This window comes from Snodgrassella sp. ESL0324 (assembly GCF_013344955.1).
Classification (GTDB): domain Bacteria; phylum Pseudomonadota; class Gammaproteobacteria; order Burkholderiales; family Neisseriaceae; genus Snodgrassella; species Snodgrassella alvi.
On the sequence record NZ_JAAEDS010000012.1, the window covers coordinates 1 to 14,072 of the forward strand.

General features: G+C 42.6%; 12 protein-coding genes. 3 read left to right on the plus strand and 9 right to left on the minus strand.

Annotated elements, in window-relative coordinates:
- The 7 genes from GYY70_RS02165 to yjgA all read right to left on the minus strand — a co-directional run.
- A partial coding sequence (locus tag GYY70_RS02165; RefSeq protein WP_174831135.1) for a DUF6531 domain-containing protein occupies positions 1–2,157 on the minus strand: 2,157 nt, incomplete at its 3' end.
- A gap of 265 nt (positions 2,158–2,422) precedes the next feature.
- The gene (locus GYY70_RS02170; RefSeq protein WP_084551554.1) at positions 2,423–4,021 is read right to left on the minus strand and encodes a peptide chain release factor 3; all 1,599 of its coding nucleotides are present in this window, start codon (positions 4,019–4,021) and stop codon (positions 2,423–2,425) included.
- A gap of 177 nt (positions 4,022–4,198) precedes the next feature.
- On the minus strand, positions 4,199–5,071 hold the full coding sequence (locus GYY70_RS02175) for a folate-binding protein YgfZ (protein ID WP_174831137.1): 873 nt from the start codon (positions 5,069–5,071) through the stop codon (positions 4,199–4,201).
- 118 nt (positions 5,072–5,189) lie between these two features.
- Complete coding sequence (locus GYY70_RS02180; protein ID WP_025330612.1) at positions 5,190–5,474, minus strand: DNA-binding transcriptional regulator; 285 nt, start codon at positions 5,472–5,474, stop codon at positions 5,190–5,192.
- A gap of 317 nt (positions 5,475–5,791) precedes the next feature.
- Positions 5,792–6,568, minus strand: coding sequence for a type I methionyl aminopeptidase (gene map / locus GYY70_RS02185; protein ID WP_025330613.1), 777 nt, complete (start codon positions 6,566–6,568; stop codon positions 5,792–5,794).
- A 51-nt stretch (positions 6,569–6,619) separates the two neighbouring features.
- Entirely contained in the window at positions 6,620–7,408 is a 789-nt protein-coding gene (trpC, locus tag GYY70_RS02190) for an indole-3-glycerol phosphate synthase TrpC (RefSeq protein ID WP_174831139.1), read from the minus strand.
- An 84-nt stretch (positions 7,409–7,492) separates the two neighbouring features.
- A complete protein-coding gene (gene yjgA, locus GYY70_RS02195; protein ID WP_025330615.1) occupies positions 7,493–8,017 on the minus strand; it encodes a ribosome biogenesis factor YjgA in 525 nt (174 codons plus the stop codon).
- A gap of 117 nt (positions 8,018–8,134) precedes the next feature.
- Here yjgA and pmbA point away from each other — a divergent pair, with 117 nt between their 5' ends.
- The 3 genes from pmbA (at position 8,135) to GYY70_RS02210 (ending at position 11,370) form a co-directional block, all read left to right on the plus strand.
- A complete protein-coding gene (gene pmbA / locus GYY70_RS02200) occupies positions 8,135–9,493 on the plus strand; it encodes a metalloprotease PmbA (RefSeq protein WP_238791785.1) in 1,359 nt (452 codons plus the stop codon).
- 87 nt (positions 9,494–9,580) lie between these two features.
- A complete protein-coding gene (locus tag GYY70_RS02205) occupies positions 9,581–10,069 on the plus strand; it encodes a disulfide bond formation protein B (protein ID WP_078475533.1) in 489 nt (162 codons plus the stop codon).
- Positions 10,070–10,122: 53 nt separating this feature from the next.
- Positions 10,123–11,370 (plus strand): DUF1615 domain-containing protein, encoded by a 1,248-nt coding sequence (locus GYY70_RS02210; RefSeq protein ID WP_174831141.1) that lies wholly within the window; start codon positions 10,123–10,125, stop codon positions 11,368–11,370.
- A gap of 50 nt (positions 11,371–11,420) precedes the next feature.
- Here GYY70_RS02210 and GYY70_RS02215 read toward each other — a convergent pair whose 3' ends face one another.
- Both GYY70_RS02215 and GYY70_RS02220 read right to left on the minus strand, forming a co-directional pair.
- The gene (locus GYY70_RS02215) at positions 11,421–13,325 is read right to left on the minus strand and encodes an ATP-binding cassette domain-containing protein (protein ID WP_174831143.1); all 1,905 of its coding nucleotides are present in this window, start codon (positions 13,323–13,325) and stop codon (positions 11,421–11,423) included.
- Between the two features lie 96 nt (positions 13,326–13,421).
- Positions 13,422–13,928 carry a type IV pilin protein gene (locus GYY70_RS02220; RefSeq protein ID WP_084565604.1) on the minus strand — a complete coding sequence of 169 codons (507 nt, stop codon included), beginning with the start codon at positions 13,926–13,928 and terminating at the stop codon, positions 13,422–13,424.
- Positions 13,929–14,072 lie beyond the last annotated feature (144 nt).

Here is a 14,072-nt window from a genome sequence, read left to right on the forward strand (position 1 = left end):
GTAGCGGGTATGCTGCTGTAACGGGTCGGTGACGGTGAGCAGGTTACCGCGCTCGTCGTAGTAATAGCGCCAGCTGCTGCCGTCGGGGTCGACGCTGATGGTCGGCAGCGCCCAGTGCGGCAGCCACTGAGTCTGGGTGGTTCTGCCCAGCGGGTCGGTTTCTTCGGTTAACCGGCCCTGTGCATCGTAGCTGTAGTGCCATTGTCCGCCCTGCTGATCGGTTGCACTGACCAGCTGCTGGTTATCATTCCATTCAAATTCGGTGGTCTGACCAAGGGCATCGGTGTAGCGGGTAATCTGGTAAATTTCATTCCAGTAATGTTCGCTGACACGACCCAGGCTGTCTTCTACTGTGGTCAGGCGTTTGTCCAAATCATAATGGAAGTGATAGTCTTCCAGTCGCTGACCGTCGGCTTCGCTCCAGTGCCGGGTTACCCGCCATGCGGTCTCTGCCGCTGCTGTGCTGAAGTAGCTCCACTGATAATAACACTGTAAGCCAGTAGGCAGGCGGTGATAGGTCATGCGCCGGTCGCTGTTGTAGGCAAATTCGCGGGTCTGGCGGTTCTCGGCATCAAAGACCTGTTGCAGGTCACCCTGTCCGGTGTACCGGTAACGGTTCAGTAAGCGGCTGCTGCCGTCGCTCAGTTCCTGGCGGATTTCGGTCACGCGCTGCGGATGGCGCTGATCCTGATAGTGCAGGCTGATGCGGGCGGCGTTGTCATTATCGGCAATTTCGACGATACGGCTACGGGAATCGCGGTAAATAAGTAACTGGTTGTCATTGCGGTCCTGCAGCATGCTCAGCAGCAGACGTTTTGGATTGCCGGGATCGGGCTCGAACAGGCGGTAGAGGCCGTCATCATCTTCAATTACCCAGCGGTCCTGTTCGCCGCGGCGGATGGTGAGGTTTTCATTGATGCCGCGCATGCCGTGGTTAGGAAGGAGGGCTTCAATCTCAAGCTGTCGTCCCTGTTCGTCGGTATAGACAGCGGCGCAGGAACCGTCGGGCTGCGGGTCGATTTGCATTTCGATTTCATAGCCTACACTCCAGCCGGCACCGAACATGTTGTGGGTGCGGGTGTCGGCGCTGTTGTAAAAGCGCTGCCATTCGAAGGGCAGGTGAGCGGGCAGGGAGAAGTCGAACTCTTCACGGCCATCAAGTATTTTGGCGCCAGTAGGTATATGAACAGGATGACCGGCTTTTATTGCGTTGATCAGGACCGCAGTAATCATGCTGCTACCAGCACTAATAACACCATTTAAAGCGAAACAGAATATTTTTGTGGAAAGTTTACCAGGACAAATTGCCGCCAGGGCAACAGAAAGTATCAGTCCGGCTGGGTATTTGCCACTTTTGATTTCGCGGACAACAACAGATTCTCCGCCGATGCGCACGTTGTTGGAAACTTTAACGCTGCCTTCGCAGTCATCGGTGACTTTGGCTTCGCAGGTACTGCGGTCATTGCTGCGTACCGCCGGCTGGCCGTTGATATAAACTTTCTTGGAACCTTCAGCCATATATTCGGGTTCTCCGTAAACGGTTCCTATTCCGGCATTGATAACACCAAACAAGAACTTTTCTAGCATAGCCGGTTCCCATGGGCTTGGCATACCTATACCGGAGAAAGAGGAGGGATGCTTTTTACAACTAATTCTGTCTTCCTCTTGAGGAACTGCACGCGGATCAGGCGAAGCAACGGTCGGCCGCCAGAATATTTCTTTGGCTGCTTTCCCTATTGAGTTCAGTATATTGCCGGTTATATCGATAAAATCTTCAGGCTGTTGCGGAGCCTGTACCGGTTTTGCTTTGTCTATTATGCCGGCAGCACGGGCTGAGAGTTTGCTATTGGTATGAGTATTGTGTGAGCCTGTTTCAATCTGACCATCTTCGGATAGCGGGCATAAGCTACTGACTTTTTCAGCTAAATCTGATACTAAATCGCTACCACCTGAGAAATACATGAATAGACCAACAATCACGCTTGTGCAAATTGCAGCCAGTCCGCCAGTTACCACCGTGCCAAAGATTGCGAAACTTACTACTGCTGTTATGGCCGCATAACAAAGTATTTCAACGGCAGCCTCGACATAATCGGCGAGCACGGAGGTATGTAAAAGCACGTCTCCCTTACGTGCAGCCCAGTATGCTTCCCCCATATTGAATTTCCCATTTGTAAACTAAAATAAGACAAAATATGTAAATTAATATTAATATAATATAAAACAAATGGAATAAATAACTTAAATGCAAATAAATTGACATAAATTAATATTTTTTAATTTAATTTTTTTTATTTTAAAGCAATAATTGTGAATATTATGCTTTATAATATATAAAGTATTTGAAATACTGATAAGCAGTCATTATTAAAAAAGTAGCTTTTCCTCTAAGGAATAAGCTGCTTCTGTTTATGCAGAAAATCTATTGATTAATCTGTGCTGTTAATTCGCGGGTTTCATGAAAACGAATATCCGGCCAGCGTTCTTCTGTCAGAGACAGGTTTACACGGTTGGGAGCCAGATAGGTTAGATTACCACCTGCATCTGTAGCAAGATTAAGTATGTTGGCTTTTTCAAATTCAGCCAGTTTTTTCCGGTCAGAGCAGGACACCCAGCGTGCTGACCAGATGCTGACAGATTCAAATACGGCATCAACGCCATATTCGTTGGCGAGACGGGCGGTAACTACTTCAAACTGCAATACACCTACAGCACCGAGTATTAGATCGCCGCCATTGTGGGGTCTGAATACCTGTACTGCACCTTCTTCACCAAGTTGTTGTAATCCTTTTTGCAGCTGTTTCATTTTCAGCGGATTTTTAATTCTCACAGCACGAAACAGTTCCGGTGCAAAAAACGGGATGCCGGTAAAGGTGAGGCGTTCTCCTTCGGTGAAGCTGTCGCCAATCTGAATGTTACCGTGATTAGGGATACCGATAATATCACCAGCAAAAGCCTCTTCAACCAGTTCACGGGTATGTGACATGAAGGTGACAACACTGGATGCAGCAATGTCTCGGTTAAGACGCAGGTGTTTGATTTTCATGCCCCGGGTAAATTCACCGGAACACACGCGTAAAAAAGCAATACGGTCGCGATGCTTGGCATCCATATTCGCCTGTATTTTGAATACAAAACCGGAAAATTTGTTTTCAGTTGGTTCGACCACCCGCTCTAGTGTTTCTCTGGGCTGCGGAGCCGGTGCCCAGTCAATCAATGCATTGAGGATTTCCTGAATACCGAAATTGTTGATAGCTGAACCAAAGAAGACAGGTGTCAGCTCGCCACGCAAAAATGCGTCTAAATCAAATTCATTTGAAGCAGCCTGCACGAGCTCAATTTCTTCGCGCAGTTGCTGAATTTCAATCGGAAAGAGCTCATCCAGTCGGGAATTATTGATACCTTTGATTACATCAAATTCATGTGGCAGCTTCTCGCCACCGGCTTCAAAGAGGTAAATCTCATCATTCAGGATGTGATAGACACCTTTGAAATTTTTTCCCATACCAATCGGCCAGGTAATCGGAGCGCAGCGGATGTGCAGTATGTTTTCAACTTCATCGAGCAGTTCAAGTGAGTCGCGAACTTCGCGGTCATATTTGTTCATGAAGGTAACAATCGGTGTGTCACGCAGGCGACAAACATTTAAAAGTTTGATTGTTTGTGCTTCTACACCTTTGGCAGCATCGATAACCATCAAGGCACTGTCAACGGCAGTGAGTACGCGATAAGTATCTTCAGAAAAATCTTCGTGGCCGGGCGTATCAAGCAGGTTAACAACATGTTGACGATAATCAAACTGCATCACAGATGAGGCTACGGAAATACCACGCTGTTTTTCGATTTCCATCCAGTCTGATGTGGCAAATTTACCGGATTTTTTTCCTTTTACTGTACCGGCAGAGAGGATAGCTCCTGAAAACAGTAGCAGTTTTTCTGTTAGGGTGGTTTTACCGGCATCCGGATGGGAAATAATCGCAAATGTGCGGCGTCGTGCCGCTTCCTGGGCAATCTGACTCATGATTTTTATATTCTGAAAACAATAAAAACAAGACGGCTGTGGCCGTCTTGTAAAGAGAGATATATTGTAGCACAGGTTGATATGAAATCTGTTAATTGGATATTTTAGTGCTGTTAATCATGACTTTTTATGAATATAAATTTTATTTATCAGCTGTTTACCGGTGATTTAAACCGGTTAGTCATTAGTTGTAGAAAAAAAGCATTTTTTCATATTTAAAACTTGGTTGTTACATTGTAGCTGCGCCTGGGCAGCTTTGTGTTTAATAACTGCCAGCGCCAATGAAACTGAGTCTTTTTGTACCTGATTGATAATCAGCCCCGCTTCTTCATTGTTGCTATCATATATGCTGTCTCCGTCGGAAAGCGGGGTAGTACTTTCAATAAGTACCAAGCCGCGTTTTACCTGACCGCGGTACTGGGCCCGGGCGATAATTTCCTGTCCTGGATAACATCCTTTTTTAAAATGCACGGCACCGATAAGCTGCTGATTGAGCATTTGTGCCACACATGTTTCTGTGGTGGCTGCACTAATCCATGGATTGCCGCATATAATTTCATAAGTTTTCCATGCTAGGGCATTTTCAGTATTCTGTGGTGGTAGTTGATCGATTTTGCCGATACTGACCAAAGAGTGATCTGGCAGTTGTATCTGCCAGATCTGATTTGTCATCGTTGCTGATAAAACATATTGAGGTTGTTCTGGTGTATTTGATTCAGGAATATCATTTGGTAAACAAACTGCTACACCCCATTCAGGCAAGGTTTCTAATTTTACTTTGCTGCGCAAAATGTACATTTGCAATTTTTTCTGTAGTGTTTCACACAGATCTGCTGCAGCAATCAGAATAATATCGTCTCCTCTGTTAAGTAGAAGCATATTGGCGATGACACGGCCTTTAGCTGTGTTGTAAGTTGCTAGACATGCCTGTCCTTCTGCAAGATGATTAATGTCATTTGAAAGTTGATTATGCAAAAAAGTGGTGCGATCTTCGCCGCTAACCCGAATAAGGCCGAAAAAGGGCATCAGGGTAGATGCTGTGTGTGTCATGTATAAATCCTAATTAATCGTTTTGCTTATTATAAGGTTGGAATTTTTAATATACAAAATAAAAGCTCCGTCCAGAAAAGGTACGGAGCTTTGATAAGGGGCTAATGAGCAGAGAGGATCATTTTCCTTCTACTTTGGCTTTAAGCTGCTGATACATATCAGGATGCTCAGTTTTAAGCAGTTCAGCCACTTCCATGTTTACGCGATTAAGTTTGCTTAATTCCAATTGTTCAACATGTACCAGACGAACCAGTTCACGAACTGGCTTCGGGATATTACGACCTGCTTCATAACGGGAACCGCCAGACTGAGTAACGCCAACCTGACTCCAGAACTCAATCTGATTCAGACCAAGTTTTTTACGGATTTCGCGCACATTGTTAATAGGCTTGAATGCTTTCATGATTTTTATACCTTAAAAAGCGAGTTGTCTATGTTTAGTTGAATTAATTAATATGGTCATTCACAGATAATTATTTATTTTGATAAAAATTTATCAATAAATGTTATGAAAAATGTTTTACCATTATGCATAATTATCTATGGACATCAATATTATCACAATTGTTTTTACATTCAATACAATATTGCTATTGTTTTATTAAAATGCGGTATAACAGGATAATACAAATTTATTTTAATTAATCTAAATTAAGATTTATTGCCTTATATCAGATATTCGTGCAGCTTAAATGTAAAGTTATGATATTTTAAAGTGAATTAAGGTTTGCCTGTTAATGGGCTGACTGTGAGTATTTCATAGCCGTCATCAGTAACCAATACCTCGTGTTCCCATTGTGCAGAGAGTTTGTGGTCTTTGGTTACAACAGTCCATCCGTCACCTAATATACGCAAATGACGTTTACCTTGATTAACCATTGGTTCAATTGTAAATATCATACCGGGTTGCAATTTTAATCCTGTATGACGACGACCATAATGCAACACTTGTGGTTCTTCATGGAATCCGCGTCCAACTCCATGTCCGCAAAATTCCTGCACCATGGAGTAACCTGCATTTTCTGCCACTTGCTGGCAGGCGTAACCTATATCCCCAAGTGTCGCGCCCGGTTTAACTACAGAAATACCAGCCATCATACTCTGGTGAGTGATGTTAATGAGACGGCGTGCCTGAGGACTGATTTCTCCGACTGCATACATGCGGCTTGAGTCGCCATGAAAACCATCTTTGATAATGGTGACATCTATATTTAATATGTCGCCGTTTTTTAGTGGCTTATCATCGGGTATGCCGTGACAGATTACATGGTTAACAGAAGTACAGCATGACTTGGGAAATGGCGGGTTGCCATAGCCTAACGGGGCAGGATAGCCGCCCTGAACATTGATATGATAATCGTGAATCAGACGATCAATTTCATTGGTGGTGATTCCCGGTTTGATAAACTGGCCTATGTAGTCAAGAGCTTCGGCAGCCAGCCGGCCAGCAACACGCATTGCAGCAATTTCTTCTGCGTTCTTAATAATCACGGCCATGATTTTTCCTTTTAGGGTAATTAAAACAATTCAGTTAATGTGTACAATAATTTAAGCATTGACCAGTAAACTTAGTTCATCAGCAATGTTTTGTTTACGCATAAGGCTTTCACCGATAAGAAAAGTGTTAACCTGATGCTGTTGCATCATATGAATATCGTTTGTGGTGAAAATACCACTTTCTGTCACAATAGTTTTTCCGGTTAATGCAGGCAGAAGTTTGATAGTTTGTTGTAAATCTACTTCGAAAGTACGCAGATTACGATTGTTTACTCCCCATAGCGGGGTACGCATATTAATGCATTTTTCAAGCTCGTCTTCGTTATGAATTTCGAGTAATACAGTCATACCCAGCTCGTGAGCAATGGCTTCATATTCGGTTAACTGGGTACGGCTTAATGCTGCTGCAATAAGTAAGATTGCATCTGCATTGTATGCCCGGGACTGGTATACCTGATAGACATCTATGATGAAATCTTTGCGCAGTACCGGCAGATTGCAGGCATTGCGTGCGAGATTCAGATAGCCAAGGTTACCCTGAAAATAGTTTTTGTCTGTTAATACAGACATGCAGGCTGCGCCACCAAGCTGATAATCTCTGGCAATTTTTTCTGGAGAAAAATCAGGACGAATCAGTCCTTTAGACGGGCTGGCTTTTTTAACTTCGGCAATAATGGCAGCTTTTCCCTGATGATGTTTTGTATGTATTGCTTCAAGAAAAGGGCGCGCAGGGGCCTGGTCATAGGCTTTTGCACGTACTTCAGCCAGTGGTTCAGCCGTTTTGGCGGTAACCATTTCGGTTTTTTTTGTGGCAATAATTTTATTTAAGATATCACTCATGGTTTTTTTGTCCGGAGTTACATGCTGAAGCTGAATTAATGAAAAAAGTGAAAGGTGAATTGTGTGAAGAGAGAGAAGTAATGTTCAGGATGCTGTATCTTCACTAATTTCCGTTTTCAATACCTGAAAAATAGCGCGGAAAGCTTTTGGTGGCTTTCCCGCAGCCTGTTCCTTACGGGCATTGCGGATTAATGTACGCAGATTGTTGATATCAATATGCGGATAACGGCTGATAATTTCAGTGAGGCTGCTGTCATCGGAAATTAAACGATCACGCAGATTTTCCAGCCGTTGTAAGTAAGCATTATGTGCGCTGTTTTCACCTTTGAGGCGAGCCAGATAATCACTGATTGGTTTGGTATCGGTTTCGCGCATGAGACGACCGATAAACTGAGCTTGACGTTTCAGTGCGCTGTTGGAGGTAATTTTCTGGTAGCTTAATACTGCCTGTAATAAATCCTCTGACAAATTTATTTTTTTCAGTGTATCAGCAGACAGTTTAGTTAGCTCCATACCTAATTGCTGCAAATCATTCATTTGCTTTTTCAATTGGGTTTTACTTACCCATTCTTCGTCTGCACGGGACTGACTGTCTGTATTACTGTTCATATATGTATATGTTACGTGTATATCGAAATTTCAAGTATCTATTTTAGCAAAAAATCCATATCATTTCAGTTGACATGTATGTTTAACTGCTGCCAGTGCTGAATTCAGCATGTTAAAATGCAGGCTTCTTCGCATGAGAGTAGATTAATGTTTCATCATAGTGCCGATCAGTTACAGGAGCTGTGCCAGCAGGCAATAAATAAAGCCAGAAAGCAGGGAGCCAGTTCTGTTGAAATTGATATCAGTGAATCTGCGGGTCAGAATGTACAGGTACGCCAGCAGAATGTCGAACATATTGAGTATCAGCAGGATAAATCTCTGGATGTAACTGTTTATGTGGGACAGGCTAAAGGGCGTGCAAGTACTGCTGATTTTAGTAATAAGGCAATTGACGAAGTCATCGGAGCAGCTTTGAATATTGCCCGTTTTACTGCTCAGGATGATTGCGCCGGTTTGGCAGATGCGGCATTACTGGCAACGGAATTCGGTGATACAGAATCTTTTTTCCCCTGGCGGCTGTCTGCTGATGAAGCAATTGAGATTGGTAAAAAAACCGAACAGGCAGCACTTGATACGGATGAGCGTATCAAAAACTCAGAAGGAGCAGAAGTACAGACTGATCATTATCAGTTTGTATATGCTAACAGTAATGATTTTTGTGCTTATCAGCGCGGCAGCAGGCACAGTATTTCCTGTAGTGTAGTGGCTGCGGATGCATCCGGAATGCAGCGTGATTATTGGTACGATTTAGCGCGTGATGCACGAGATATTGCTGATGCTGAAATTATCGGACAGACAGCGGCAACACGTACAGTACGGCGTTTGGATGGCCGGTCTGTGGCTACAGGAAAATATCCGGTAATTTTTGATACTACTATAGCCGGTAGTCTAATTGGTCATCTGGTAGGTGCACTGAGTGGTAGTGCGTTATACCGGCAAACCAGTTTTCTGGTAGATAGCCTTGGCAAACAGGTTATGGCGCCCTGGGTATGTCTTACAGAGAAACCTCATGTAAAAAAAGCACTGGCCAGTACATATTTTGATGCTGAGGGTGTAGCCACACATGAACGTACTGTTATCAATGAAGGCTCTGTTGCGGGTTATTTTCTTGGTAGCTACAGTGCGCGTAAGTTAGGTATGCGTACTACTGGAAATGCAGGTGGTGTTCATAATTTATATCTTAATCATACCCATGCCAGTCAGGACGATTTATTGAAAACAATGGGAACCGGTTTATTGGTTACTGAGTTGATGGGGCAGGGTGTAAATGCTATTACTGGTGACTATTCGCGAGGTGCGGCAGGTTTCTGGGTAGAAAACGGAGTGATTGCCTATCCGGTAGAGGGTATTACAATCGCTTCACGTTTACAGGAAATGTTTATGGCGATGGTTGGTGCAGCAGATGATGCGTTAAAGCGCAGTACGCATAAAGTTGGATCTATTCTGATAGATAATATGACTATTGCTGGTGCCTGAAACGTAAATGATTATGGGAATTTGTTTGATTAATAAACGGGCAGAAAGTAGAAATGTTTGGTAACTGTCTGCTTAAAAGGATTGAAAATGAGCTTCCGTAAAGCATTGTGGTGTGTATTTTTTCTGGCTGTACTTTGTGCAGCTGGTTCTTTTGTTGGTCAGTATGTTCTGGGTATGAACCCGTGTGTGCTGTGTATTGTTCAGCGTGTTGCGGTTATTGCCACTGCGCTTCTGGCATTTTTGTGTGCCTGCTGTCCTAATCGCAACTGTATTGAGCGGGTGATAAATGCTATTGTGGTCAGTCTGGCACCCATAGGCGGACTGGGCGTAGCTATATATCAGATATATATTCAGCATCTGCCATTGATGGATCAGCCATCTTGCGGTGCACCGTGGACTTTCCGTCTGCGTGATGCGCCATTGTTTCATTGGTATGAACCGATTATTCGCGGTACAGGTAATTGTGGTGAGGTTCAGAAAATTTTAATGATACCTTTACCGATATGGAGTGCGTTATTTTTTACAGCCGTATTGATTTGGGTCTGGGTATGGTTTTGGCGAAGCCGTAAGGGCTAAAACCGGGCTGTGTTTCTTGCTGAAAACAGATTTGTTCGAATGAATGCTATGGTATGAATGCTAGATTTTTACTGAAGACTATTAGTCATATAACACTGGCCGGGTTTCTGCTATACGGCCTGTCTGCATGTAAGGACAGTGGCGGATGGTATGGCGGTAATGATGATTCACCGGATGACAGCAGCAGAATTTTAAATCAGCCTTCTCAGATAAGCAGACTAATACCTGCTCGTGTAAAAGAACGAGATGCGTGGGCTGTGGATATCAGCCGGATAATGGATGAGCTGAAAATCAGTAAAACACAGGAAAATGTATGTAGTGTAATTGCCGTTGTAGATCAGGAGTCTAATTTTGTTGCTAATCCAACTGTTCCGGATCTTGGTAATAAAGCAATTAAAGCTTTTCAGACAGAAGTGCCGCAAAAATTTGTCAGACAGTTCGGACCTGCTCTGGGACCGGCAGTTTCACGCTATTTTACTTCAGTACTGGTTAATGAACCCAGCAAAGAAAACAGTTTCCTGATACAGATGCGGACGGTTAAAACCGAACAGCAGCTGGATTTAATTTACCGGCAGATATTTGCTTATGTTTCAAAGCAATTTTATGCAGATTCAATTACCAATGCCGCAGCTAAATTTATGGGAAAAGATATCGGAGAAGATAATAATCCGATTACAACAATTGGTTCAATGCAGGTATCAGTAAAATACGCACGTGAACATCAACGTGATAATGCTCCGGTAAATGAATTACGTGATTATATGTATACACGTGAAGGTGGTTTATATTATGGTATTCACCGGCTAATGAAGTATCCAGCATCTTATGATAATGCTCAATATCGTTTTGCTGATTATAATTCCGGCATGTATTCCAGCCGTAATGCGGCTTTTCAGCAAGATATAAATAAACTGCTTAATACAGATATGGCTCTGGATGGAGATTTATTACTGTATGATAAAGATGATAAGGCGCAATCAATGCCAAGTCAGACTGAAACTGCACTGAATCAGTTATTTGCCGATCATGGTATGCCAATGAAACCGGAGCAGATACGTGCAGATTTATTACAGGAAAAACAGGCAGAATTTGAAAATACATCCACCTATCAGAATGTAATTACTTTATATAAGCAACAGTTCGGTAAGAATCCGCCATATGCCATTATGCCGCAGGTTGTAATTAGCGGACCGAAGTTAAGCAAAGATTATAATACCAACTGGTATGCTACTAATGTCACACGTCGTTATGAAACTTGTATGCGACATGGTGGCGGGACCGGACGCCATCGTAAAAGATAAATTCAAACACAAAAAAGCCAGTATATGAATATACTGGCTTTTTTATTGGATTAGCCCTGATTTTTTTGTTTTGCTTCAAGGATTTCCCAACGTTCAAGTTTTTCCAGCAGCAGCTCTTCAATTTCAGCAATACGTGTTTGCCATTCAGTTGCTAGTTTATAGTCATTTTTGAATATTTCCGGATCGGAAAGTTTATTATTCAGCTCTTGTTGTTCTGCTTCGAGAGTAGCAAGCTCATCGGGTAAGCTGGCAAGTTCACGTTGTTCGTTGTAGGAAAGTTTATCGTTGCGTCGGCTTTTTTGCCGGTTTTTATCAGGATTAATGATATTTTTGCTTGTTGTGGGCGCTGGTGTTAGTAAACTTTGTTCACGTTTTTGGGCGTCAATAAAATCCTGATAACCGCCTATGTATTCTTTTAACTGACCATGACCTTTGAAAACTATGGATTGAGTAACTACATTATCCAGAAAAGTACGATCGTGGCTGACAAGAAATACGGTGCCGTTATAATTCCGCAATAACTCTTCCAGTAATTCCTGCGTATCGATATCCAAATCATTTGTTGGTTCATCAAGTACCAGAATATTGGCCGGACGAGTAAATAGTTTGGCCAGTAATAGCCGGTTGCGCTCGCCACCAGAAAGTGATTTGACTTCACTACGAACTCTGGCCGGAGAAAACAGAAATTCTTCAAGATAACCAATTACGTGTTTACGCTGACCGCCAATATCAATGTAATCATTACCCTGACCTATAGTATCAAAAACAGTATCGTTTTCATTTAATGCACTACGAAACTGATCGAAATAGGCAACTTCCTGACGTGAGCCCAGCCGAATTTTACCTGAGGTTGGTTGTAATTCACCTAAAATCAATTTTAAAAAGGTGGTTTTGCCAACACCATTTGATCCTATCAAACCAATTTTGTCACCGCGCTGAATAACACAAGAGAAATCACGAATAATAAGGTGTTCACCATAAGCAAATCCGGCGTGTTCAAGCTCTGCTATAATTTTCCCGCTGGCTTCACCGCGATTTAAATTAAAGCTGACCTGACCCTGCACCTCACGACGTGCAGCGCGTTCGCGGCGTAGTTGTTCCAGTCGTTTAACCCGTCCCTGGTTACGTGTGCGGCGTGCTTCAATTCCTTTGCGAATCCAAGCTTCTTCCTGAGCATGAAATTTATCAAAAAGCCGGTTATGTTCTGCTTCAACAGCCAGTTCCTGTGCTTTTTTTTCACTATAAGCACTAAAACTTCCCGGGTAACTACGTAAATGTCCACGGTCTAATTCGATGATACGCGTAGCTACACGATCCAGAAAGCGTCGGTCATGTGTTACGACAATCAGGCTGCCGGCAAAATTACCAAGCAGATTTTCCATCCATTCTATCGCTTCAATATCCAGATGGTTGGTTGGTTCATCCAGTAACAGGATATCAGGTTTTTGTACCCATGCCTGAGCCAGAGCAACACGCTTTTTCTGACCGCCGCTTAAATTGCCAATCAATTCGTTTTCCGGCAGTTGTAATTCACTTAAGGTTTGCGCAATTAAGGCATCAAATTGCCAGCCGTTACGGTTTTCCAGCTCATTTTGTAATTCAGTTAACCGATTCAGACTGGCTTCATCACCTATATTCTGGCTGAGCTCATGATACTCACGTAACAGATTTTGCAGTTCACCCAATCCTTGAGCTATGGTGTCAAATACAGTGGTCTGAGGGTCAAAAAAAGACTCCTGCGGTACATACACAACTTTTTGGTTGTTTTGGATGGTCAACAATCCGTCATCCAGTTTCTGTACCCGGGCCAGAATTTTCAGTAATGTGGATTTCCCGGCGCCATTGCGACCAATAAAGCCTATTTTTTCACCTGCATCCATTTGCAGAGATGCATGATCCAGTAAGGGGTGGTGACCTACAGCAAAGCAGGCATTATCGAGTGACAGAATACTCATGATTAAAACGGATATGTTCTGATATCAATTATGAAAACGAGTGTATTGTATCAGTTTAACAGTTAATATGTTGCTATTGTCCTGTATATAGAATAATTAAAAAATCCGGCATTTTTTGTCTGGCTGACCTTTACCATCAAAAAAATGATTTTCTTCATCGCAGCGGCTGGTACTGCTTTGACAGATAAATATTCTGCCATCCTGATTTAGTTTGATAATTCGGGGTTCAGCTTCAGTATTAATGGCTACAGCTTTAAGTGTGAAATGCTCTTCACGAGCAAAACTCGGGTTCCCTTGTATACGAAAACAGAAATGCTGATTTTTACTGACAGGTAATTCTGGCCAGTTGTGCTTGTTTTGTTTATAACTAAGATGTTTCTGATAATGTACAGCAAGAAATTGACCATTAATCAGCAGTGCTGCCTTCGCCTGATTTAATCGTGCCTGTAACTGATGCTGACGATAATATGGATAAGCTATAACGGTTAATATAATGATAACAGCCAGAGTAACCAGAAGCTGAAGCATGCTGTAGCCCTGTATATTTTTACGGGTAGAACGCGGATGATATCTGACTGGTAACTGATGGAATATACGAACCATTATGGAAAAAAACAATCAATATTTTAGTATAATATTATATATAAATATATTTATTTTGTATATTTTATTCATTTAAATGATGAATTAATTGTAAATTATTGAAATTTTATAAATACATTATATAAATATGATTAGCTTAATTAT

Excerpts from the sequence above, each read along its gene's own strand:
- GYY70_RS02170 (WP_084551554.1), bottom strand. The coding sequence starts at position 4,021 with ATGAGTCAGATTGCCCAGGAAGCGGCACGACGCCGCACATTTGCGATT.
- GYY70_RS02175 (WP_174831137.1), bottom strand. The coding sequence starts at position 5,071 with ATGACACACACAGCATCTACCCTGATGCCCTTTTTCGGCCTTATTCGG.
- GYY70_RS02180 (WP_025330612.1), bottom strand. The coding sequence starts at position 5,474 with ATGAAAGCATTCAAGCCTATTAACAATGTGCGCGAAATCCGTAAAAAA.
- map (WP_025330613.1), bottom strand. The coding sequence starts at position 6,568 with ATGGCCGTGATTATTAAGAACGCAGAAGAAATTGCTGCAATGCGTGTT.
- trpC (WP_174831139.1), bottom strand. The coding sequence starts at position 7,408 with ATGAGTGATATCTTAAATAAAATTATTGCCACAAAAAAAACCGAAATG.
- yjgA (WP_025330615.1), bottom strand. The coding sequence starts at position 8,017 with ATGAACAGTAATACAGACAGTCAGTCCCGTGCAGACGAAGAATGGGTA.
- pmbA (WP_238791785.1), top strand. The coding sequence starts at position 8,135 with ATGCAGGCTTCTTCGCATGAGAGTAGATTAATGTTTCATCATAGTGCC.
- GYY70_RS02205 (WP_078475533.1), top strand. The coding sequence starts at position 9,581 with ATGAGCTTCCGTAAAGCATTGTGGTGTGTATTTTTTCTGGCTGTACTT.
- GYY70_RS02210 (WP_174831141.1), top strand. The coding sequence starts at position 10,123 with ATGAATGCTAGATTTTTACTGAAGACTATTAGTCATATAACACTGGCC.
- GYY70_RS02215 (WP_174831143.1), bottom strand. The coding sequence starts at position 13,325 with ATGAGTATTCTGTCACTCGATAATGCCTGCTTTGCTGTAGGTCACCAC.
- GYY70_RS02220 (WP_084565604.1), bottom strand. The coding sequence starts at position 13,928 with ATGGTTCGTATATTCCATCAGTTACCAGTCAGATATCATCCGCGTTCT.